This is a genomic window from Tissierella carlieri, from assembly GCF_018917285.1.
In the GTDB taxonomy this organism is placed as follows: domain Bacteria; phylum Bacillota; class Clostridia; order Tissierellales; family Tissierellaceae; genus Tissierella; species Tissierella carlieri.
The window spans coordinates 45,184-68,914 of the sequence record NZ_JAHLOH010000049.1; the positions used below are offsets into that span (position 1 = coordinate 45,184).

Below are 23,731 nucleotides of genomic sequence, written 5' to 3' on the forward strand. Positions count from 1 at the left end.
TAAGAAAAGCTACCTTCAACGCTTTGATAGTGTTCACAATTTATATAAAAAAACTATATTGATTTTTATTAGAACCATGATATAATTTAGGTAATCGATTACCTAAATTATTATAGTAACTTATTAAGGAACGTGATAATAATGACAATAAAAAGAATTGCGGAATTAGCCAATGTATCCAGTGCTACAGTTTCTAAGATTATTAATGGAAAAGATAAGCATATAAGTGAAGCTACGAGACAGAAGGTACTGGGAATAATTGAAAGAGAAGGCTATATTCCTAATGGAATTGCGAAAAGTTTGAAGATGAAGAGAACTAAAACCATAGGAATTATTATGCCTGATGTTATGAATCTTTTCTTTTCCGAGATTGCAAGAGGTGCAGAAGATGCTGCAGAAAGAAAGGGATATTCGGTTATTTTGTGTAACTCAGATAATAAACAATCAAAGGAAGAAAAATATATTCAAATTCTTCAGGAAAAGATGGTAGATGGCATAATACTAACGGCCTCTGAGAGTAGTATAAGCAAATCTCTAGATCGATGTAATACTCCTATGGTATTAGTAGATAGGGATATTGCTTCTGATAAAAAAGTAGGACGTATAGTTGTAAATAATGAAGAAGGAGCTTATAATGCTACAAACTTTCTCATAAAAAAAGGATGTAAAAATATAGGATTTATATCTGCTGACAGTAAAACCAAATTATCAGCAGCACGTCTAAGGGGATATGAAAAGGCCCTTATAGATAATGGATTAAAAATAGATAAGGAAAAAATATTTTTACAAAATTATACCATAGAATCTGGATACCAAGGTACCATGGCTTTACTTATGCAGACAGAAATAGACGGAGTTTACTGTGGAAATGATTTAATTGCTATTGGTGCTATTAAAGCTCTTAAAGAAAAAAATATTAGAATACCAGAAGAAGTTAAGATAATAGGATTTGATGATATATCAATATCTCAATACATTGATCCGCCTCTAACGACTATTAAGCAACCTATATATCAAATGGGAGAAGAAGCAGTAGAAATGTTAATATCGATGATTGAAGAAAAAAGTATTAAGATGACCAAAGTTTTAGAAACAATATTAGTAGAAAGGGGGAGTAGCTAATTGAAGTCTATAGTTACAGTAGTTGGAAGTATGAATATGGATTTGGTGATAAAAGTAAATGAGATTCCCCAAATAGGTGAAACCCTATTAGGAAATGAATTATTGCAGATTCCAGGGGGTAAAGGAGCTAATCAAGGGGTAGCCATAGCCAAATTGAATAACGAGATTATATTTTTGGGTAAGGTAGGTAAAGATGTTTTTGGAGATGCATTAATTGAATCTATGAAAGAATCTGGAGTTAATATAGAACATATAGAAAAGACAGATGAATCTACAGGGATTGCAGTTATTAATGTAGATAAGCATGGTAATAACAATATAATAGTTATCCCTGGAGCTAATGGAGATGTAGATAAAGAATATCTACAAAGACATCTTATAGCTTTTGAAAAGGCTGATATCGTAGTATTTCAGTTGGAAGTTCCTTTAGAAACTGTAAAAGAAGGATTAAAGATTGCAAGAAAGTTAGGTAAGACAACCATATTAAATCCAGCACCAGCATATGAATTAGATGATGAGATAATCGAAAATATAGATATATTAATCCCAAATGAGCATGAATTAGAAAGAATATCAAAGATAAAAATTACTGATCAAGACTCAATATTAAAAGCTGCAAATAAACTTCTTCATAAAGGTATAAGACAAATAATAGTTACATTGGGCAGCAAAGGTGTTCTATATATAGATACAAGAGGCCATAAATTTTTTGAGGCCTATAAAGTAAATGTAGTTGACACAACAGCGGCTGGAGATAGTTTCATTGGTGGCTTTGTTTCTTCTTATATAGAAAATGGAAATATAGAAAGATCTATAGAAATGGGGCAAAAAACAGCAGCATTAGCAATACAAAAAGTAGGGGCTCAGAGTTCCCTTCCGACAAAAGAAGAAGTGGATAATTTTAGGTAAAGGAGGTGTCGATAATGGGAGAACCAATGTTAATCATGGAAATGATATCCAAGAGTTTTCCAGGAGTAAAGGCTCTAGATAGCGTAAATTTTACAGTGTATGAAAATGAAGTGATGGCCCTATTAGGTGAAAATGGTGCAGGAAAAAGTACATTAATGAAGATATTATCAGGAGTATATAAAAGAGACTCAGGTCAAATAATCCTTGAGGACCAGCCAGTGGAAATGATTTCGCCAAGAGATGCTACTGATAAGGGAATAGCAATAATTCATCAAGAATTAAATTTGATTCCCTATCTGACAGTATACGAAAATATATTTTTAGGTAGAGAATTGAAGCTAACGACAGGAGTTCTTAATAAAAGAGAAATGATAAGACAATCAGATGAATTATTAAGAAAGCTAAAAATAAATATTAATCCTAATGTAAAAGTGAATACATTATCTATCGCTCAGCAGCAAATGGTAGAAATAGCTAAAGCACTCTCATTAAATGCTAAGATCATTATAATGGATGAACCTACAGACACCTTAACAGATCAAGAAGTAGAGAATTTATTTGAGATAATTCGGGAACTAAAAAAAGAAGGAAAAGGAATAGTATATATATCTCATAGATTAAAAGAGGTCTTTGAAATATGTGATAAACTTACAGTTCTTCGAGATGGACAATTTATAGCTGAAAAAAAAGTATCAGAAGTAGATGAAGATGAGATTATACGACTTATGGTAGGTAGAACACTAGAAGAACAATTTCCCTATATAAAAACTAATTTTCAAGAAGAAGTATTAAATGTAGAGAATTTAAGTAATGAATATATTAAAGATATTGGATTTACACTTAGAAAAGGTGAGATACTAGGGATTTCTGGATTAGTAGGTGCTGGTAGAACGGAATTAGCAAAAACACTTTATGGAGTATATAAGAAGGATAGCGGCACAATGACATTAGATGGTGAAAAAGTAAATCTTAGAACTCCGAAAGAGGCATTAGATAAAGGTATAGTATATGTGTCAGAAGATCGAAAGCATGACGGGCTTATTTTAATGATGGATGTAAGGAGTAACATGACCATATCTGCATTGGAGAAATTCAAAAGATTTCTAGGCATAGATAAAAAGAAAGAAAATAGAATTGCATCAGAATATAGAGAGAAAATCAATATAAAAACACCTTCCCTTCATCAAAAAGTTCAGAACCTGAGTGGTGGAAATCAGCAGAAGGTAGCAATTGCTAAATCACTTCTTACAGACCCAAAGGTATTAATCTTAGATGAACCGACAAGAGGTGTTGATGTAGGAGCCAAAAAAGAAATATATGATCTTTTAAATAAAATCAAAGAGGAAGGCAGATCAATTATAATGATTTCATCAGAAATGCCAGAGATATTAGGAATGAGTGATCGTATATTAGTAATGCATGAAGGACAATTAAGAGGTGAGATATCTAGGGAAGAAGCTACACAAGAAAAGATAATGAGTTATATAGTAAGAGGGGAGGATAGATAGAATGGAAAATAGAAACTTAGACAAGTTAAGACCAATAATTGGACTAATAATTTTCTCAGTAATTATAAGTATTTTAAATCCAAGATTTCTAACTATGGGAAATCTTCTAAATGTATTTAGACAAACATCTATAAATGCAATAATTGCTGCTGGAATGACCTTTGTAATATTATCAGCGGGCATAGATTTATCTGTAGGGTCTATTCTAGGATTTTCAGGAGCTGTAGGGGCGAAGATGCTAGCATCAGGCTATAATATTTGGTTATCTCTCTTAGCGGCCATAGTTATTGGTGCAGTAGCAGGAATAGTGAATGGAATAATTATTACTAAAGGAAAGGTACAACCATTTATAGCCACTCTTGCTATTATGATTCTTTTGAGAGGTGCAACAATGGTATTTACCTCTGGGAGGCCAATACCTGTTTCTGGAGAACATATATCAGGGGTATTTAGATGGATTGGTACGGGAGAAGTATTAGGTATACCAGTACCTATAGCTATTATGATTATTGTATTTATAGTCTGCTATTACATTTTAAACCACACTCAATATGGAAGACATCTATATGCTGTAGGAGGTAATGAAGAAGCTTCGTTACTATCCGGTGTAAATACTGCTAAGATAAAAATATTAGCATATACAGCTAGTGGTATACTAGCAGCTATTGCTGGAATCATTGTAACATCTAGACTATCTTCAGCTCAACCAACATCAGGAGAGGGCTATGAATTAGATGCAATAGCGGCAGTAGTACTTGGCGGAACATCTTTAGTAGGTGGACAAGGTACGATAATAGGGACTATTATTGGTGCGTTGATTATAGGAATACTTAATAATGCTTTAAATCTAATGGATGTCCAGTCCTATTATCAAATGATAGCCAAAGCAATAGTAATAATAGTTGCAGTGCTACTAGATAAAAAAGAGAAGACAAAATAAAGGTGGTATAAATATGAAGAAAATAGGTCTTTTACATGGAGAACTATCCAAGGTCATAGCAGAAATGGCTCACAATGATATGATTTTAATTGGAGATGCAGGAATGCCAGTACCAAAGGGAGTACAATTAATAGATCTTGCAATAGCCAATGGTGTGCCAGGTTTTTTTGATGTATTAAAAGCGGTATTAGGTGAATTGTGTGTAGCTGAAGGAATAATCGGAACTGAGATGAGTGAAGTTAGTCCTAACTTTAAAAAAGAACTAGAAGAAGTTGTGAAAGGTGAATTTATTTTAAAAGCTATTTCACATGAAGAATTAAAAAAGCTGTCTTGTGATGTAAAAGCGGTGATTAGAACTGGGGAATTCACACCTTATGCAAATATAATTCTTAAATCAGGAGTATTATTTTAATCATTGTTTTCTATAGGGCAAATGCCTAGAAGAAATATAAATTAATTGAAAAGGAGAGAGTTAACATGAAAAAACTATTAGTGCTTTTATTAGTATTAGTTCTATCATTATCATTAGTAGCATGTAGTTCTAATACGGGAGGAAAATCAACTGACGGAGCAAAGAAAATAGGACTAGTAATATCAACTCAGACAAATCCTTTCTTCGTATCACTTAAAGAAGGGGCAGAAGCAAAAGCAAAAGAATTAGGAGTAGAAATTATAGTGCTAGATTCACAAGATGATCCAGCAAAAGAAATATCAAATATGGAGGATTTAATAACAAAAGGTGTTGACTTAATCTTAGTTAATCCAACAGATTCTGATGCAGTAGTAAATAGTGTTAGAGCTGCTAATGATGCAAAGATACCTGTAATTACATTAGATAGGGCATCAAATGGTGGAGAAGTTCTATCTCATATAGCTTCTGATAACGTAGCAGGTGGAAAGATGGCAGGAGAATTTATAATTGAAAAATTAGGTGGAAAAGGTAATGTAGTAGAATTAGAAGGTATAGCAGGAACAAGTGCAGCTAGAGATCGCGGACAAGGATTTAATGAAGCTGTAGCTGGATCTGAGCTTAAAGTAGTAGCAAAACAAACTGCAGACTTTGATAGGGTAAAAGGATTAGATGTAATGGAAAATATTCTTCAATCACAGCCAGATATCCAAGCATTATTTGCTCATAATGATGAAATGGCTCTAGGTGCATTGGAAGCAATAAAGGCTAGTGGAAGAGATATAATGGTAGTAGGATTTGATGCTACTGATGATGCTGTAGCATCAGTAAATGCAGGAGAAATGGCTGCAACAGTTGCTCAACAGCCAACACTAATTGGATCAATTGGTGTTGAAACAGCAGTTAAATCGTTAAATGGTGAAAAAGTAGAAGCAAGTATTCCGGTAGAATTAAGCTTAGTAACTAAATAGATAAAATTAAGTAAATAAAAATGGAGTAGGAGGTAACTAAAAATTAGTTACCTCCTACTCCATTTTTACTCAACAAATCCAAATTTTGGAATACATTAAATTATGAAATAGTGTATAATTAAATCAGTTATCTACGGAGGTGATCCAAATGTTAAAAAAGTATAAAGTTCCAGTTGAAAAGCTAAGAAATCAATGTGATCCAAATATATTTCCCCATGAGACTACGGAAGATTGGATAGTAGATAGAGAACTAATAGGTCAAGATAGAGCTATGGAAGCATTAAAATATGGGCTCTCAATGAAGAGAAAAGGATATAATATTTATGTATCAGGTTTTATAGGTACAGGAAGAAACTCCTATTCATATTTAGTTGCTGAAGAATTTGCTAAGAAAAAACCTACACCTTGTGATTGGTGTTATGTATATAATTTTAAAAAGCCAAATTGTCCTAAGGCAATAAATTTATCTTCTGGGAAAGGAATAGGTTTTAAACAAGAAATAGAATCTGCTATAAAGAATATAGAAACTGAAATACCTAGGGCCTTAAGTTCAAAGGATTATGAAGATAGTAAAAATGCTATATTTAATGAAAATAAAAAAGTAGCTGAAAGTATATTAATGGAATTGAATAATTTTGCAAAAGAATATAGTTTCGTATTTAAGCAAACAGATAGAGGTATATTGAGCATACCCTTGATTGATAATAGACCTATGACTGATGAAGAACTTGAAAAATTATCAGATGATGAAATGGATAGACTTGGAGATATATCCATAGAGTTAACTCAAAAATCTTATGATTATATTAAGCGAATAAAGGCTGTTGAAACTAAATTAAAAAATGAAATAAAAAGGATAAAGGAAGAACAAATTGTATTAGTAGCTACTACATTTATAGGGCCAATTCAAGTAAAGTATAGAGAAAATGAAGGAATAACTAGTTTTCTTTTGGATATGAAGGAAGATATAGTAAAAAATTATGAAATGTTTTTAGACAATGAAGAAGAAAACTATGTGGAGAAGATCTTTTTACAAGGGAATAAAAAAGAGGATTTTTTAAAAAGATATTCTATCAATTTATTTATAGATAATAGCTATACTCAAGGAGCACCAGTTATTAGGGAGATGAATCCTAATTATTATAATTTATTTGGTAAAATAGAGTATGCTAATGAGATGGGTGTTGCAAAGACAGATCATACTAGAATTAAACCAGGTTCTATGCATGAAGCTAATGGAGGATATATATTAATTCAAGCAAAAGACATTTTACAAAATAGAATTTCTTGGGAAGGGTTAAAGAGGACAATAACTACTGAGGAATTAAAGGTTGAAAATGTTTACAGTTCAAATTTAACATCTGAAACATTAAATCCTGAGCCAATTCCATTAGATATCAAGATAATAATTATTGGTGATTACATCACCTATCATATTTTGTATGCTTATGATGAAGAATTCAAAAAAATATTTAGAATAAGGGCAGACTTTGATACTGAAATGGAGAGAAATAAAGAAAATATATTAAAAATAGGTTCTTTTGTAGCTTATCAATGTAAAGAGGAAAACTTGCTACCATTCCATAAAGAGGCATTAGGAGCAATAATAGATTTAAGCAGTAGAATAGCAGATGAGAAAAATAAACTTACTGCCAGTTTTAATGAACTTGTAGAGATAATATATGAAGCTGATGGTTGGGCATCAAGTGAAGGTAAAAAAGTAGTTACAAAAGAAGATGTTGAAAAGGCAATATTAAAGAAACAGTATAGAAATAATTCATATGAGGAAAAACTTTTAGAGTTAATAAATAATGAAACTATCTTGATAGATACTCAAGGAGAAAAAGTCGGAGAAATAAATGGTCTATCAGTTATTGATTTAGGTCAATATTCTTTTGGTAGACCTACTAAGATAACTGCAAATACCTACTTTGGAAAAGATGGAATAATAAACATTGAAAAAGAAACAGAGCAAAGTGGAAATATCCATGATAAAGGAGTTTTAATTATGAGTGGATATTTAGGGGAGAAATATGCTCAAAATATTCAATTATCTATGACAGCTAGTATTACCTTTGAGCAATCCTATGATGGTATAGATGGAGATAGTGCATCAAGTACTGAGTTGTATGCTATATTATCAAGTTTAGGAGATATCCCAGTAAAACAAGGAATTGCGGTAACTGGTTCTGTAAATCAAAAGGGAATGATCCAGCCTATTGGAGGAGTAAATGAGAAGATAGAGGGCTTTTATAAGATTTGCAAGATAAAAGGATTCAAAGGTGGGGAGGGAGTCATAATTCCAAGTAAAAACATAGAAAATTTAATGCTAAATGATGAAGTAATCATGGCAGTAAAAGATGCAAAGTTCACTATTTATGCTATAGATACTATAGATGAGGGGATGGAAATATTAACAGGTATAAAAGCAGGAGAATTAAATGAAAGTGGAGAATACGAAGAAAATACTATTAATGCTTATGTACAGGAAAAACTAATATATTATGCTATGCTAGATAGAGAACTAGAAGAATAGAAAATAGCTTTCAAACTAAGATAAGAAAAAGGGATGGATAATTAAAATACCATCCCTTAAAATTATTCAGTTGCATAATTATCAAAATACCCTTGAATAAGTACTACAGGAGTACCTTTATCACCACTACCGCTAGTTAAATCACAAAGGCTTCCTAATAAATCCGTTAATCTCCTAGGAGTTGTACCAAGAGATTCTTCTTTTGCCACCATATGATTATTTTTAGTATTTATTTTCTTTTTAACAGCCTCTATAACTTCATCACCACGTAAAGCATCTAATTCTGTATCAACGATATATTTTAATTTTAATTCATTTGGTGTGCCTTCTAACCCCTTAGTGTATCCTGGAGAAACTACTGGATCAGCAAGTTCCCAAATTTTTCCGACGGGATCTTTAAAAGCCCCATCTCCATAAATCATAACCTCAATATTCTTACCAGTTTTTTCCTTAATCTTGTTTTGTACAGATTCTACAAAAACCTGACAATCCCTTGGAAATAGTTTTAGCTCATGGTCAGAAGAAAGGTTTGAACCAAGTACTCCATATTCTGGATTGTAACCAGAGTTATCTATAGGCGAGTTTAGAATGTCATCTAGCCCATAAACTAGATTAGCTCCAGCTTCTTTAAGTATTCTTTTAGTTCTATGTCTATCATGAACATTCGCCACCAAGATATCTTTCGTATAGTTTAATATAGTTCTTGGATCGTTAGAGAAAATTATTTCAATATTTTCTTTACCTATTTCTTTATATACATTTACATAGTCTACACCTGTAAAAGGATGTACTACTTTTTCACCAAATAGTTTTCTATAATCAGATTCTGCTAAGACATCAGTATAAGGATTGATTTTCAATTCATCCATTTTATCTATATCCATTAGGTGATTTCCTACTTCATCTGATGGATAGGAAAGAAGTAATACTACTTTTCTTCCACTGGATATTATTCCTTTTAATATAATGGAAAATCTATTTCTACTCAAAATCGGGAAAACTAATCCCACAGTTGAAGGGAATTTAGATTCAATATCTTTTCCTATAATATCAGCAGTAGCATAATTACCTTGGGCTCTAGCTAATAAGGATTCAGTAATACCTAAAACATCTCTATCGTTAATATGAAAGTTTTCAGAGTTAGCTGCTAGGAGTAAAGAATCCACTACAATATTAACTAAATCGTCACCTTTCTTGACAATAGGGGTTCTAATACCTCTTGCTGTAGTGCCTACGGTTCTTACCATTATAATTCCTCCTAAATAACAAATTTAACACCTCATATATTATATCATTAATAATATAAATTAAAAGATAGTGTTAAGTTTATTTTTTCAAACAATTAATTATTTCCTTTTCAGTTATAATTAAATCTACAGGTATATCAAAGGAATCTGTAGGAACTTCATTTGTGACTTGTAGGTCAAAAGCTAATCCAATCTTATCCACCTTTTTTTCAAATTTAGATAAAAATCTATCATAATAACCGCCACCATATCCAACTCTATAACCATTTCTAGCGAAAACCACACCAGGAACTAAAATTAGGTCTATAGTACTAGGGTCAATAAATCTTATATATTCTTTCTTAGGGGTAAGGATATTATAGTATCCTAATTCAAGCTCTGAAAAATCTAGGACTTCAGAAACCTTCAATTCTTTAGTTTTAGGTATGGTTATAGGTACAACTATTGATTTATTATGGCTTATAGATCTTTTAATTATTTCATGTGTATTAACTTCGGAATCAAAACTAATAAAAGACATAATGGTTTTAGCTTCTTTATAAGAATCCATTTTATACAATTTCTCCGCAATAATATCGCTATATTCAATAATACTTTTAGGAGATAAATCCGCTCTTTTTTGCAAGACTTTTTCTCTTAAAATTTTTTTGTCCAAAATAATCACCTCTTATGGTTTATTTATCTCACATTTTATATTATAATATACAATTAAGGGAAAGTAAAAAATGTTTCTATAAAATATTATCAAGGTAACCTTTTTTAAAAAGAATAATTTAAGAGAATTTTCCTATGTATTATAAAAAAATGGAAATTAATGGGACTTTACTCGAATTTTAATATATTATATTATAGAAAAACGAGGTGATATGTTTGATAAAATTTGAAAATGTAAGCAAAGAATACGATAATAATGTTAAAGCTCTTTCAAATATAAATGTGGATATACATAAAGGTGAATTTGTTTTTGTAGTAGGTTCATCTGGAGCAGGTAAATCTACTATGATTAAATTATTACTAAAAGAAGAACAACCTACAGAGGGTAAGATAATATTAAATGATATGGATATTACAAAGGTTAGAAATAGAAGAGTACCCTATATTAGGAGAGATGTAGGTGTTGTATTTCAAGATTTTAGACTGCTGCCAAATAAGACTGTATATGAAAATGTAGCCTTTGCAATGGAAATAATAGGTTCTCATCCGAAGGAAATAAGAAGAAAGGTACCCATGGTACTTAGTATGGTAGACTTGAGTAGAAAGGCATCTAGTTATCCAGATCAGTTATCTGGAGGAGAACGTCAAAGAGTATCTATTGCCAGGGCAATAGTCAATAGTCCTCCTGTGTTGATTGCGGACGAGCCTACTGGTAATTTAGATCCAGAAACTGCATGGGAAATAATGAAAGTTCTATCTGAAATAAATGGTAGGGGTACTACAATACTTATGGCAACCCATGCCAAAGACATAGTAAACCAAATGAAGAAAAGAGTAATAGAAATTCATGATGGTAAATTAGTTAGAGATGAACAGAAGGGCGGGTATGGTGATGCGATTTCGGGTGTTTAAGAACACAATAAAACAAGGGTTTCAGGGCATGTGGCGAAACCGTGGTATGGGACTAGCATCTGTTGGATCCATATCAGCTGTACTTATGATACTAGGTATAGTTTTAATTTTAATCTTAAGTATAAATAATTTAGTATTAGAGGTAAAAACTAAGTTTGATGAAATACAAGTGTTTTTAGAACTAGATCTAGAAGATAAAGATATAGAACCTATAGAGGAATCCATAAAATCAATAGAAGGTGTATTATCTGTAGTATTTCGCTCTAAGGAGCAAGGACTAGAAATAATGAAGGAACAATGGGAAGAAGAGAGCTATGTGCTAGAAGGGCTGGAAGATGATAATCCTCTTCAAAATTCTTATATAATTCAGTTAAAAGATATAAAATATGCAGATTCAGTAGTTGAGACACTTAAGTCTATAAAAGGAATAGAGGATGTAAACTATTATAAGGATATAATAGACAAGCTTATGGTAGTTGCTAATTATATTAGATTTGGAGGTATAGTTGTAATAGGAATCTTAGTATTGGTATCAGTATTTATCATTTCCAATACTATAAAAATTACAGTGGCCTCAAGAAAAAGAGAGATAAATATAATGAAATATGTAGGTGCAACTAATGGTTATATAAGAGGACCATTTATTATAGAAGGAATATTATTTGGGCTTATTGGAGCGGTATTTTCCATATTATTGATAAATTATGGATATGAATATTTCTTCAAATCAGTCAGTGATAAGCTCTATGTTCTTCTTACAGTATATCTAGTGCCACCGTCTCTGCTAATTAAGGACATAACAATAATGTTTACAGCTATAGGTGTTGGAATCGGGGCATTAGGGAGTATAGTATCTTTAAAACGTTTTCTTAATGTATAGGGGGGGCAATATGAAAAAAAGAAAAATTATATTTTTGGTTCTAGCTTTAATATTTACATTTAACTTTATTCAAGCATATGCAGATTCAGTAAATGATTTGAAAAAGCAACAGAAAAACGTTAATAAGCAGATAGAGAATACCAAAAAAGAAATTAAAGCCATTGAACAACAGGCAAAGGATGTATCTAAACAAATAGCAGATTTAGATGTAAAAATGGATAATGCTACTAATGAGCTAAATAATGTAGAAAAAGAATTGCAGGATTTAGAGAATAATATTGAAAAGACAACACTAGAATTAAAAGAGGCAGAAGAGAATGTTAATGATAAACAAGAAACATTTAATAAAAGATTAAGGGTAATGTATAAGAATGGAAATGTAGGATATCTTGAAGTACTTTTAGCATCTTCTGATATTAAGGATTTTTTATCTAGACAAGATATGATAAAAGCTATAGCAAAGCATGATACTGAATTAATAGAGTATATGAAGGAACAAAGAGATATAATAGATACAAAGAAAACAGAGCTGGAAATGCAAAAAAATGCAGTGGAAACATCTAAAACTAAGTTGGAATCTCGAAGGAGAGATTTAGAAAAGGCTACTAGAGAAAAAAAGGACTTAATGGGTAGATTAGAAAAAGATAAAGTAGCATATGAAAAAGAATATGATAAATTAAATGATTTTGCTAAGGAAATTGAATCAAAGATAGTTAAATTGCAAAGAAATACTGGGGCGTATTCAGGTGGTATAATGTCATGGCCTGTACCTGGAAATACAAGAATTAGTTCTCCTTATGGATATAGAATTCACCCCGTATTCAAGACTAAGAAACTGCATACAGGTATAGATATACCTGCATCGACTGGGACAAAGGTTATTGCAGCTAATCCAGGAACAGTAATATATTCTGGTACATTAGGTGGCTATGGTAAAACTATAATGATAGACCATGGTGGAGGGATAGTTACACTTTATGGTCATAATTCATCTTTAGTAGTATCAGAAGGTAAAGAGGTAAAGAAGGGAGATACTATAGCAAAGGTCGGAAGTACAGGAGTGTCTACTGGACCACATTGTCACTTTGAAGTAAGGAAAAATGGAGCATATCAAGACCCAATACCGTGGTTAAAGAGTAAGTAAGAGAAAAGGGGAAAAGATCCCCTTTTTTTAATATAAAAATTGGTTAAATATATTATTTAGATACCTCCCTATTAGTGTAGAAATAACTTTGACAGTTGTAAAATAAAGTGATACTATATCTATAGGATAAAAATTTAACAATCTTATATGATATCACGGTAAAATAAAAGGAGGAAGAGCATCATGAAAGGTCTTGTTTTTAAAGATATTAATCAAATTGAATTACAAGAAATAGAAAAGCCTATGATTGAAAAAGAAACTGATGCGATAATTAGAATCACTATGACAACTATTTGTGGAAGTGATATTCATTTATACCACGGACATATGCAAACCACTCCAGGGTATACATTAGGACATGAATATGTAGGAATTGTTGAAGAAGTTGGGGAAGCAGTAAAAAGCCTAAAAAAAGGTGATAGAGTAATTGGACCAGCTGCTCCTTTCTGCGGATATTGTGAAAATTGCAAAAATGGTCATATAGCTCAATGTAAAAATGGGGGAGTACATGGTAGTGGAAAGGAGTTTGGAAATATTCCAGGTACTCATGCAGAATTTTCACGAGTACCATTTGCTGATAATAACTTAATAAAAGTTCCTGAAAACCTTAAAGACGAACAAGTATTATTCGTAGGTGATGTATTGTCTACGGGATACTTTGGTGCAGAAAAATGTAGGATTCAGCCTGGAGATGATGTAGTTATATTTGGTGCTGGTCCTGTTGGATTATGTGCTGTACAAGCAGCAAAATTATTTAGTCCTAAAAATATAATTCTTGTAGGAAGAAAAAATCAATTAAGACTTGATATAGGAAAAAAACTAGGAGCAACACATATTATAAGAACTGATAAAGATGATTTATTTAAGAGTATATCTGAAATAACTAAAGGAAAAGGTGCAGATGCAGCTATTGAAGCTTCTGGATCAGAAATTGCACTTCAACAAGCAGTTAAGTGTGTAGGAATCAGTGGCAGAGTTTCTCTGGTTGGACTTTATTCAAAAAATATTGAGTTGCCATTACCAGAAATATTTATGAAAAATATATCAATTGAAATGGGGTTAGGATACTTAGGTCATATGCAGCGTTTACTTAATATGGTTGAATCGGGTCAAATAGATATGACATCACTAATAACCCATCGCATGAAATTAGATGATATAGTTAAAGCCTATGATATATTTGAAAATAATCAAAATGAAGTTGTAAAAGTTGTAGTAACACCATAAAACTTATAACTAATACGGTACTATTATAAATCCTCTATTTCCATCTTAAATGGTAGTAGAGGATTTATAAATATTTTAATAAGTTATATACACTAATCTTTAGGCTTTTTAATGTATTTAATTAATGGTATAATCTTAATGTAAAATAAATACAATAGTTGTATAACCCAAAAATTATAGAGGTGAGAAAATGTCCAAGAAGAAAGTCATAACTTTAATGGTAGTTTTATTATTGATTACAAATGCAATTACTTTCGGTCTAACTAATTTGATGAGCATAACATTTAATAATAAGGCATATGTGCCTTTGGCAGAATATAATAAACTTAAATCTATTTATAATGAATTTTCAAAGGTAATGGCAGTAGAAAATTATGTTAAGGAAAATTACTTGCGAGATGTGGATGAAAAGAAATTAGTTGATGGACAATTAAAGGGTATGCTCCAATCCCTTGAAGATCCATATTCTAATTATATGACTCAAGATGAATTTGCATCATTTTTACAACAAACTAGCGGAACATATGCTGGAATTGGAGTTGTAGTTACTCCAGGAGAGGATAATCTAATAACCGTAGTATCTCCAATAGAAGGTACCCCTGGAGAAAAATCAGGTATAAAGAGTGGAGATAAGATAATAAAGGTAAATGGAGTAGAATATCTTGGAGAAAACATGGATCAGGCTGTAAAGGTAATGAAAGGTGACCCGAATACTAAAGTGGTTCTAACCATTATGAGAAAAGATAAAGCTGGAAAAAATGATATTTTTGATCTTGAAATAACTAGGGAAGTAATTAGATTAATTACTGTGAAATCTAGCCTAATAGATGATAATATTGGATATATAAAGATTACATCCTTTGATGATTTAACATATAAAGATTTTAAGACGGAATTAGATAAACTTGGAAGACGTAATATTAAAGGTTTGATTATAGATTTGAGAAATAATCCTGGTGGATTATTAGATAGATGTGCTCAAATAGCTGACGAATTATTAGGAGAAGGTGACATTGTATATACTCAAACTAAGAGCGGTAAAAGAGAATATTTAAAATCTAACCAATCAATGGTTGATTATCCATTAGTCTTACTTGTTAATGGCGGATCTGCATCAGCATCAGAGATACTAGCAGGTGCAATTAAAGACCATAAGAGAGGGACATTAATTGGAACAACAACATTTGGAAAAGGAGTTGTACAAAGAATACACGATTTAGACGATGGATCTGGATTGAAATTAACTATTTCAGAGTATTTCACACCGAATGGTATTAACATCCATGGAGTTGGAATAGCACCAGATATTATAGTAGAGTTACCAGAAGGTGTTGAAGAAATAGGTGTAGATAACTTAAAAGAAGACATTCAGTTAAGAACAGCTATAGATGAAATAAAATCAAAAATTAAATAAGCTCAAATAAGGAGAATTAAAGTATGTACGGTTTATATCAGATTGTGTATTTTACAATAATAGATATTATAAATACTTTAAAGTCTCCTTTTTTTATTGCAGTCCTATGTATCATATATTTTCAATATTTAAAGATAGGCAAAATAGAAAAGGAGAATTTAGGTTATAAAAGATCTGCATTGCTAAAATTATTTATATCTACTATATTTGGCATGTTTGGAGGAATAATAACGACTGTGGTGTTTCTATACCTAGGTGTTGTCGTCATACCTAAGGATTTTATGTATATATTAATTGTTGCAATTATCTTATCTCTTATTAATCCTAGGTATATGTGTTTTTCCTATGGTGGTTCTATAGTAGCTCTATGCAGTTTAATAATAGGATATCCGAAGATCCAAATTTCTCAAGTAATGTCTGTGGTTGCTGTGCTACATATAGTGGAGAGTATATTGATTCTTCTAGATGGATGGAGAAGCAGGCTTCCAGTTTTTTTTGAAACAAAGAGTGAGATAGTTGGTGGATTTAATATGAATAGATTTTGGCCCATTCCATTTGTAATATTTATTGGTGACGGCTTGATTCATCCTATTACTCTTATGGCAATCCTTAGTTATGGTGATTATTCTATATCATCATATCCTAGGCAAAAAGTTGTAAAGACATCTGTAGTATTATTTTTATATAGCATTATTCTACTATATCTATCAAAAACTATAGAAAATCCTTTTATACCACCGTTATTTGCCTTATTAGGTCATGAATATATTATCCTGCAAAATAAAATGATTGAAAATAATAAAATCCCTATATTTACTTCTTTTGATAAGGGAGTGAAAGTTCTAGAGGTTCTTCCTAATACAGTAGCACATAAATTAGGAATAAAGACAGGAGATATAGTACTTAAAATAAATGGTGCTGAAATAAATAGCAATAAGGACTTAGAAGACCTTATGAATATAAAGATAAATAAGCTAAGAATTGAATTTTTTAATATGAAATCTGGATTATCTATAAAGAGATATTATGGAAAAAGAAAATCCCTAGGACTAATAATAGTCCCTAGGGATTTTTAATTGAGCTTACTCAAATCTAAAGAGTAAATCATTTCTGTTTTTTCGTTATCAAAAGGTAGTGTTATATTCAAATAAACTAGATTTCTATTTTCATCATAATAAATCTTATCACTAATAAAATGAGCTATTTCATTAGTTACTTGATCATTTAGTGAATATTTCTTTAATGTAAAGTCATTTTTATTAATATTTTTATCTACGTAAACTATATTATTATCTGGAAGTATTTCATAATTTAAAATATTTCCTTCAATCTCACTGATGATATCTTTCGCTTTCATATCATAAACAAATAATGAATTATAGTCATTATCTTCATTTTTTCTTAAATAAGAAATCATATTTTTATTTAAGAATTTTGGATTAGCTCCATTGCCTATTGGTTTGAATTTATCCCAATCAGAGGTAATAGATATTTTCTTATTTAGTTCATTATCAGCTTTTTCAACTATTAGAAAATTATCATTGTTGATTATTAAATTTTCTATATTTTTATTGAAAGTACCTACGGCCTTTATGTCATTATTTTTTACATTGTAAGAGTATACTGTGGAATTATCGTCATTATTTTCTATTAGATATAAAACATTATCATTATCCCATCTCATTGTCTTAGGATTGAATTTATTTTCAAAAGATATTTTATATGCTCTTTTATCATCCAATGGAATTATATATAGTTCTGACCCATTATCATTTACCTCTATAACAGAAACATAGTGTAAGTCAGAACTAAATTGTGCAGATGATATTTTGAAACTCGAAGAATAAAGCATAGATTTTTCATTATTTAAAGCACTATAATCCCATAATTGTTCCATGGATTTATTGGTATCCTTGTCTAATACTGTTTTTTTATATAAGATATAATCATTATTTATGTAACCTAAAATATGACCACTATCTAAGGAGGTTGAGATAGATAGTTTTTCTGAATCTATAATATTTCCTGTATTTGCATCAACCTGTGCAGATAAATTTACTAAAGGTATATCTGGATTTTCCTTGTCAAAAATACTATTGTAGGATATATCCCATACTATAGCGTCATTTATTCTAATTAGATCGAATATTGGAGTTCCTTTTGTTGACACTTTAAAATGAGATTGTATTTTATTTAGTACATCATTAATACCATATTTGATCTTAAGTGGAGTATAATCATCATAGATTATGTTAAACCTTAAATCCTCAATTTTTTTAAGTTTTGTTTTTTTAAGTTCCATAACTACTTGAGGTACTGCTAAACGAAGATCATTCTTATTGGAAATCCCACTAACATGAATATTAATTTCACTGCCCTTTTTTACTATACTATTGACATTGATACCTGAATATTCACTTAGTCCTAAGGATGCTAATATTTTTAGCTTATTGTTGTTAGTGATGATCTCAACAGAAGGTTCAATAGATTGGAAACTTTTAGAGAAAAGTATTTGTTCGATTTCATATTTAATTTCTTCTTCTTCAAATCTTGCATCGTCAAGAGCTACAGAATCTTTTTCATTAGGATTACAACCGGAAAAGACTAGTGCTATAAATATTGTGATGATTATTAATAAAATTCGCTTCATGAAAGTCGCCTCCTTACTGATAGTTTACTATATTAATCTCATTTCTTCAATATGCTTTTTCATAATAAATCTTTATTCTATAATATTATTTATATAATATGCTTTGACAAAAGGATATTATATAATATAATATATTATATGTAGGAACAAATGTTCAAACAATGAGGTGTAAATATGAATGAATTTAAAATAGAATCAAGCTTTAAACCAACTGGTGACCAACCAGAAGCCATAAATAATTTAGTAAGAGGTATTAATAAGGACCTTAAACATCAGGTGTTACTTGGAGTTACTGGTTCTGGAAAGACCTTTACTATGGCTAACATAATTGAGAAAGTTCAAAAACCAACATTAGTCATAGCACATAATAAAACGTTAGCCTATCAATTAGCTTCTGAATTTAAAGAGTTTTTTCCTAATAATGCTGTAGAATATTTTGTTAGCTATTATGATTATTACCAACCTGAGGCATATGTACCACAATCAGATACCTATATAGAAAAAGATGCATCAATTAATGATGAGATAGATAAACTACGACATTCTGCTACAGCTGCTTTATTTGAGAGAAGAGATGTAATTATAGTAGCATCTGTATCCTGTATCTATGGTTTGGGAGATCCTATAGATTACGAAAATCTTGTAGTTTCCCTAAGGCCGGGTATGATAAAGGACAGAGATGAGATAATGAGAAAATTAATAGATATTCAATATATAAGGAATGATATTAATTTTATTAGAGGGACCTTCAGAGTCAGAGGAGATATATTAGAGATATTTCCAGCCTCATCCAGTGAAAATACAATTCGAATTGAATTTTTTGGAGACGAAATCGATAGGATAGTAGAAGTAAATCATCTGACTGGTGAAGTAATTGGGCTTAGATCTCATATTTCTATATTTCCAGCCTCTCACTATGCTACAACTGAAGAGAAAGTTAAAAGAGCAATAGAAACTATAGAAGAAGAATTAGGTGAAAGATTAAAAGAATTAAGAGGTAAAGAGAAACTCCTTGAAGCCCAAAGGCTAGAACAAAGGACTAGATATGATTTAGAAATGTTAGAAGAAATGGGATTTTGTCAAGGAATAGAAAACTATTCAAGACATTTAAGCAATAGACCTTCTGGTTCTAGACCTTTTACTTTAATAGACTATTTTCCAGATGATTTTTTAATAATAGTGGATGAATCTCATGTTACCATACCACAAATAAGAGGTATGTACGAAGGGGATAAATCTAGAAAGACAAACTTAGTTGAATATGGATTTAGGCTACCATCAGCATTAGACAATAGACCTCTTAAATTTAATGAATTTGAATCTATTATAAATCAAATTTTATATGTGTCTGCGACTCCAGGCCCTTATGAATTTACACATACAGAAAATACAGTAGAGCAAATCATTAGACCTACAGGTTTATTGGACCCAATTATAGAAGTAAAGCCTACAGATCATCAGATAGATGATTTAGTAAATGAAATTAGAAGAGTAGTAGATAGAGAAGAAAGAGTATTAGTAACAACTCTGACTAAAAAGATGGCAGAAGATCTAACTAATTATTTCAAAGACATTGGAATAAAAGTTACTTATCTTCATTCTGATGTTGAAACAATAGAAAGAATGGAGATAATCAGAGACTTAAGATTAGGTAAATATGATGTTTTAGTAGGTATCAACTTACTTAGAGAAGGATTAGATTTGCCAGAGGTATCCTTAGTGGCCATATTAGATGCAGATAAAGAAGGATTTTTGAGATCAGAAACATCATTGATCCAGACTACAGGTAGAGCTGCAAGAAATGTCTTAGGAAAAGTAATTATGTATGCAGATAGAATAACTAATTCCATGGAAAGAGCCATATCTGAGACAAATAGAAGAAGAAATATTCAAGATGAATACAATAAAGAACATAATATTATACCACAATCTATAAAGAAAGGTGTAAGGGAAATAATAGAAGCTACAATAGTAGCAGAAGATGAAGCAAAATATGAGGAATCATTCTCCAAGGAAGAAATAGAAGGCATGATAGAAGGGTTAGAATCTGCTATGCTAAAAGCAGCCGAAGAATTAAACTTTGAAAAAGCAGCAGAACTCAGAGATAAGATAATTGAATTAAAGAAGAAGCTAAAGTAGAGGTGAAGTAAATGGCAAAGGACGAAATAATAATAAGGGGAGCTAAGGAGAATAATCTAAAAGATGTATCCTTAACTCTCCCTAGAAATAAATTCATAGTTTTTACAGGTTTATCAGGTTCAGGAAAGTCTTCTCTAGCCTTTGATACCATATATGCAGAAGGTCAAAGAAGATATGTAGAATCTTTATCTAGCTATGCTAGACAATTTTTAGGTCAAATGGATAAGCCAGATGTTGAGTATATAGAGGGGTTATCCCCATCCATTTCCATAGACCAAAAGACCACGTCTAAAAACCCAAGATCAACTGTAGGAACTGTTACAGAGATATATGATTATTTAAGATTATTATATGCTAGAATAGGTACTCCCTATTGTTACAAATGCGGAAAGGAGATCTCCAGCCAAACCGTAGAGCAAATGGTAGATAAAATAATGGAATCTGAAGAAAGAACGAAACTTCAAATTCTAGCACCTATTGTTAGAGGAAAAAAGGGTGAACATGTAAAAATTCTAGAGGGTATTAAAAAAGAAGGTTTTGTTAGAGTAATAGTTGATGAAGAAATGTATGATATTGGAGACGAGATAAAGCTAGAAAAAAATAAAAAACATACTATAGAGGTAGTAGTAGATAGAATAGTAGTTAAGGAAGGTATAGAGGGCAGATTATCAGATTCCTTAGAAACAGCACTTAAACTTGCAGATGGACTAGTTGTAGTGGATTTTATTGGAAAGGAAAAAGTAATGTTTAGTGAGAAGCTATCATGCCCAGATTGTAATATAGCTATTGAAGAGCTATCTCCTAGGATGTTCTCTTTCAATAGCCCCTTTGGTATGTGTCCTACCTGTAATGGTTTGGGATTTTACAAAGAAATAGATAGAGATTTAGTTATACCTAATCTAGATTTAAGCATAGATGAAGGTGGGATTGCACCATTTTCTAGCTCAAATGAATCCACATATTATTATCAAATTTTTAAAACCCTAGCAGAGGAAAATGGTTTTAGTATAGATAAGCCATTGAAAGATGCACCTGAGAAGTTTATAGAAGAACTGCTATATGGTACGGATAGGGTAATTTCCTTTAAATTTGCTAGTCATTTTGATGAAGAAGGGCTTAGAGATTTTAAGGGGAAATTTGAAGGAATAATTCCAAATCTAGAAAGAAGATATACTGCAACTAACTCTGATTATATGAGAAATAAAATAGATGAATATATGACAGAAAATCCTTGCCCAACTTGTCGTGGAAAGAGGTTAAAAGATGAAGTACTGGCAGTAAGAATAAATAAATTAAATATTGCAGAATTAACAGACCTTTCTATCACTAAGGCAATAGAATTCTTTGATAACTTAGTTCTTACAGAAAAGCAACAAATAATAGGACAACAAGTATTTAAAGAAATTAAAGAGAGATTAAATTTTTTAAAGGATGTTGGTTTGAATTATTTAACTCTTTCTCGTACAGCAGGAACATTGTCTGGGGGAGAATCTCAAAGAATTAGGCTAGCAACTCAAATAGGGTCTAGTCTTGTAGGAGTAGTTTATGTACTAGATGAGCCTAGTATAGGGTTGCATCAAAGAGATAATGAAAAGTTATTAAAGACTCTGAGAAATTTAACTGATTTAGGGAATACATTGATAGTGGTAGAACATGATGAAGACACCATGTATGCAGCAGATCATATTGTAGATATAGGCCCAGGTGCAGGTATTCACGGAGGATATATAATAGCTGAAGGAACAGTCGATGAGATAAAGAATAGTCCAGAGTCCATGACAGGTCTATACCTTTCGGGTAAGAAAAAGATTGAAGTTCCAGAAAAAAGAAGACAACCTAATGGGAAATGGGTAGAAATAATTGGAGCAGAGGAGAATAATCTGAAAAACATAGATGTAAAGATTCCTTTAGGAGTATTAACCTGTGTCACTGGAGTATCAGGTTCAGGAAAATCTTCTTTAGTAAATCAAATATTACACAAATCCTTAGCTCAAAAACTAAATGGATCAAAGGTAAAACCAGGAAAGCATAAGGACATAAGAGGATTAGAATATTTGGACAAGGTAATAGATATAGACCAATCCCCAATAGGTAGAACGCCAAGATCAAATCCTGCTACTTATACTGGAATGTTTGACCATATAAGAGATGTCTTTGCGATGACACCAGAGGCAAAGATGAGAGGATATCAAAAAGGCAGGTTTAGCTTCAATGTAAAGGGCGGACGATGTGAAGCTTGTAATGGTGATGGAATACTTAAGGTTGAAATGCACTTCTTACCAGATGTATATGTACCCTGTGAAGTATGTAAAGGAAAGAGGTATAATAGGGAAACTCTTCAAGTAAAATATAAAGGAAAAAGTATATCAGATGTATTAGATATGACAGTAGAAGAAGGAGTAGAATTTTTCAAGAATATACCTAAAATATCTAGGAAACTGGAAACCTTATTTGATGTAGGATTAGGATATATAAAAATTGGTCAATCATCAACAGAATTATCTGGTGGAGAAGCTCAAAGGGTTAAGTTAGCCACAGAGTTATCCAAAAGATCTACAGGAAAGACAATATATATATTAGATGAACCAACTACAGGACTTCATGTGGCAGACATTCACAAGCTAATAAAAGTATTAGATCAACTTGTAGAGGGCGGAAATACAGTAGTAGTTATAGAACATAACCTAGATGTTATAAAAACAGCTGATTATATAATAGATTTAGGCCCTGAAGGTGGAGATAAGGGAGGCACTATTGTAACAATAGGGACTCCAGAGGAAGTAGCAAAAGTTAAGAAATCGTATACGGGGAAGTTTTTAAAAAAAGTTTTGGAATAAGTTTATTAAAGGAAAATTCTAATTAAAATAGATTAGGACTTTCCTTTATTTTTTGACAAAATGCGACATTAAATATCGAAAATTGTATGAACAAATATATTGACGTTAAATATTAAAATATGATTTAATGAATTTAATAATTAAGGTATTATTTCAATAAATAACTTAGGGCGTATACTAACTTTAAAGTTTTATAGTCAGATGTATATATAAGATGATTTCTTTTCAATGA

18 protein-coding genes are annotated in these 23,731 nt (G+C 31.2%); 15 read left to right on the forward strand and 3 right to left on the reverse strand.

Annotated features, from left to right (window positions below; translation table 11 throughout):
* Positions 1-141 precede the first annotated feature (141 nt).
* The 7 genes from KQI38_RS17925 to KQI38_RS17955 all read left to right on the forward strand — a co-directional run bounded on the left by KQI38_RS17925 (position 142) and on the right by KQI38_RS17955 (position 8,395).
* Positions 142-1,122, forward strand: a complete 981-nt coding sequence (locus tag KQI38_RS17925; protein WP_216561834.1) for a LacI family DNA-binding transcriptional regulator — start codon at positions 142-144, stop codon at positions 1,120-1,122.
* The gene (rbsK, locus tag KQI38_RS17930) at positions 1,123-2,031 is read left to right on the forward strand and encodes a ribokinase (protein WP_216561836.1); all 909 of its coding nucleotides are present in this window, start codon (positions 1,123-1,125) and stop codon (positions 2,029-2,031) included.
* A 14-nt stretch (positions 2,032-2,045) separates the two neighbouring features.
* Positions 2,046-3,539, forward strand: a complete 1,494-nt coding sequence (locus tag KQI38_RS17935; protein WP_216561838.1) for a sugar ABC transporter ATP-binding protein — start codon at positions 2,046-2,048, stop codon at positions 3,537-3,539.
* A gap of 1 nt (position 3,540) precedes the next feature.
* Complete coding sequence (gene rbsC, locus KQI38_RS17940) at positions 3,541-4,479, forward strand: ribose ABC transporter permease (RefSeq protein ID WP_216561840.1); 939 nt, start codon at positions 3,541-3,543, stop codon at positions 4,477-4,479.
* 13 nt (positions 4,480-4,492) lie between these two features.
* On the forward strand, positions 4,493-4,891 hold the full coding sequence (rbsD, locus tag KQI38_RS17945; protein WP_216561842.1) for a D-ribose pyranase: 399 nt from the start codon (positions 4,493-4,495) through the stop codon (positions 4,889-4,891).
* Positions 4,892-4,956: 65 nt separating this feature from the next.
* Complete coding sequence (rbsB, locus tag KQI38_RS17950; protein ID WP_216561844.1) at positions 4,957-5,859, forward strand: ribose ABC transporter substrate-binding protein RbsB; 903 nt, start codon at positions 4,957-4,959, stop codon at positions 5,857-5,859.
* A gap of 148 nt (positions 5,860-6,007) precedes the next feature.
* Positions 6,008-8,395, forward strand: coding sequence for an ATP-binding protein (locus KQI38_RS17955; protein WP_216561846.1), 2,388 nt, complete (start codon positions 6,008-6,010; stop codon positions 8,393-8,395).
* A 62-nt stretch (positions 8,396-8,457) separates the two neighbouring features.
* Here KQI38_RS17955 and KQI38_RS17960 read toward each other — a convergent pair whose 3' ends face one another.
* Positions 8,458-9,642 (reverse strand): coenzyme F420-0:L-glutamate ligase, encoded by a 1,185-nt coding sequence (locus KQI38_RS17960; protein WP_216561848.1) that lies wholly within the window; start codon positions 9,640-9,642, stop codon positions 8,458-8,460.
* 79 nt (positions 9,643-9,721) lie between these two features.
* Positions 9,722-10,297 carry a 5-formyltetrahydrofolate cyclo-ligase gene (locus KQI38_RS17965; RefSeq protein WP_216561850.1) on the reverse strand — a complete coding sequence of 192 codons (576 nt, stop codon included), beginning with the start codon at positions 10,295-10,297 and terminating at the stop codon, positions 9,722-9,724.
* Positions 10,298-10,512: 215 nt separating this feature from the next.
* On the opposite strand from KQI38_RS17965, the gene ftsE reads away from it, so the two are divergent.
* The 6 genes from ftsE (at position 10,513) to KQI38_RS17995 (ending at position 16,949) form a co-directional block, all read left to right on the forward strand.
* On the forward strand, positions 10,513-11,208 hold the full coding sequence (gene ftsE, locus KQI38_RS17970; protein ID WP_216561852.1) for a cell division ATP-binding protein FtsE: 696 nt from the start codon (positions 10,513-10,515) through the stop codon (positions 11,206-11,208).
* 28 nt (positions 11,209-11,236) lie between these two features.
* Positions 11,237-12,088 carry a permease-like cell division protein FtsX gene (gene ftsX / locus KQI38_RS17975; RefSeq protein WP_235601204.1) on the forward strand — a complete coding sequence of 284 codons (852 nt, stop codon included), beginning with the start codon at positions 11,237-11,239 and terminating at the stop codon, positions 12,086-12,088.
* A 10-nt stretch (positions 12,089-12,098) separates the two neighbouring features.
* Complete coding sequence (locus KQI38_RS17980; RefSeq protein ID WP_216561854.1) at positions 12,099-13,232, forward strand: murein hydrolase activator EnvC family protein; 1,134 nt, start codon at positions 12,099-12,101, stop codon at positions 13,230-13,232.
* 183 nt (positions 13,233-13,415) lie between these two features.
* The gene (locus KQI38_RS17985) at positions 13,416-14,459 is read left to right on the forward strand and encodes a zinc-dependent alcohol dehydrogenase (RefSeq protein WP_094899142.1); all 1,044 of its coding nucleotides are present in this window, start codon (positions 13,416-13,418) and stop codon (positions 14,457-14,459) included.
* Positions 14,460-14,649: 190 nt separating this feature from the next.
* Positions 14,650-15,873: a S41 family peptidase gene (locus tag KQI38_RS17990; protein WP_216561856.1), complete on the forward strand. Its 1,224-nt coding sequence runs from the start codon at positions 14,650-14,652 to the stop codon at positions 15,871-15,873.
* A gap of 23 nt (positions 15,874-15,896) precedes the next feature.
* Positions 15,897-16,949, forward strand: coding sequence for a PDZ domain-containing protein (locus KQI38_RS17995; RefSeq protein ID WP_216561858.1), 1,053 nt, complete (start codon positions 15,897-15,899; stop codon positions 16,947-16,949).
* On the opposite strand, the gene KQI38_RS18000 is transcribed toward KQI38_RS17995, so the two are convergent.
* Complete coding sequence (locus KQI38_RS18000; RefSeq protein WP_216561860.1) at positions 16,946-18,523, reverse strand: hypothetical protein; 1,578 nt, start codon at positions 18,521-18,523, stop codon at positions 16,946-16,948. The genes KQI38_RS17995 and KQI38_RS18000 overlap by 4 nt on opposite strands.
* 174 nt (positions 18,524-18,697) lie before the next feature.
* On the opposite strand from KQI38_RS18000, the gene uvrB reads away from it, so the two are divergent.
* Together uvrB and uvrA are read left to right on the forward strand one after the other, a co-directional pair.
* Positions 18,698-20,662 (forward strand): excinuclease ABC subunit UvrB, encoded by a 1,965-nt coding sequence (uvrB, locus tag KQI38_RS18005; RefSeq protein WP_216561862.1) that lies wholly within the window; start codon positions 18,698-18,700, stop codon positions 20,660-20,662.
* A gap of 11 nt (positions 20,663-20,673) precedes the next feature.
* On the forward strand, positions 20,674-23,499 hold the full coding sequence (uvrA, locus tag KQI38_RS18010) for an excinuclease ABC subunit UvrA (protein ID WP_216561864.1): 2,826 nt from the start codon (positions 20,674-20,676) through the stop codon (positions 23,497-23,499).
* The last annotated feature ends 232 nt before the right edge of the window (positions 23,500-23,731 follow it).

Coding starts and splice junctions, on each gene's coding strand:
- KQI38_RS17925 (WP_216561834.1), top strand. CDS start 142: ATGACAATAAAAAGAATTGCGGAATTAGCCAATGTATCCAGTGCTACA.
- KQI38_RS17935 (WP_216561838.1), top strand. CDS start 2,046: ATGGGAGAACCAATGTTAATCATGGAAATGATATCCAAGAGTTTTCCA.
- rbsC (WP_216561840.1), top strand. CDS start 3,541: ATGGAAAATAGAAACTTAGACAAGTTAAGACCAATAATTGGACTAATA.
- rbsD (WP_216561842.1), top strand. CDS start 4,493: ATGAAGAAAATAGGTCTTTTACATGGAGAACTATCCAAGGTCATAGCA.
- rbsB (WP_216561844.1), top strand. CDS start 4,957: ATGAAAAAACTATTAGTGCTTTTATTAGTATTAGTTCTATCATTATCA.
- KQI38_RS17955 (WP_216561846.1), top strand. CDS start 6,008: ATGTTAAAAAAGTATAAAGTTCCAGTTGAAAAGCTAAGAAATCAATGT.
- KQI38_RS17960 (WP_216561848.1), bottom strand. CDS start 9,642: ATGGTAAGAACCGTAGGCACTACAGCAAGAGGTATTAGAACCCCTATT.
- ftsX (WP_235601204.1), top strand. CDS start 11,237: ATGTGGCGAAACCGTGGTATGGGACTAGCATCTGTTGGATCCATATCA.
- KQI38_RS17980 (WP_216561854.1), top strand. CDS start 12,099: ATGAAAAAAAGAAAAATTATATTTTTGGTTCTAGCTTTAATATTTACA.
- KQI38_RS17985 (WP_094899142.1), top strand. CDS start 13,416: ATGAAAGGTCTTGTTTTTAAAGATATTAATCAAATTGAATTACAAGAA.
- KQI38_RS17990 (WP_216561856.1), top strand. CDS start 14,650: ATGTCCAAGAAGAAAGTCATAACTTTAATGGTAGTTTTATTATTGATT.
- KQI38_RS17995 (WP_216561858.1), top strand. CDS start 15,897: ATGTACGGTTTATATCAGATTGTGTATTTTACAATAATAGATATTATA.
- KQI38_RS18000 (WP_216561860.1), bottom strand. CDS start 18,523: ATGAAGCGAATTTTATTAATAATCATCACAATATTTATAGCACTAGTC.
- uvrB (WP_216561862.1), top strand. CDS start 18,698: ATGAATGAATTTAAAATAGAATCAAGCTTTAAACCAACTGGTGACCAA.
- uvrA (WP_216561864.1), top strand. CDS start 20,674: ATGGCAAAGGACGAAATAATAATAAGGGGAGCTAAGGAGAATAATCTA.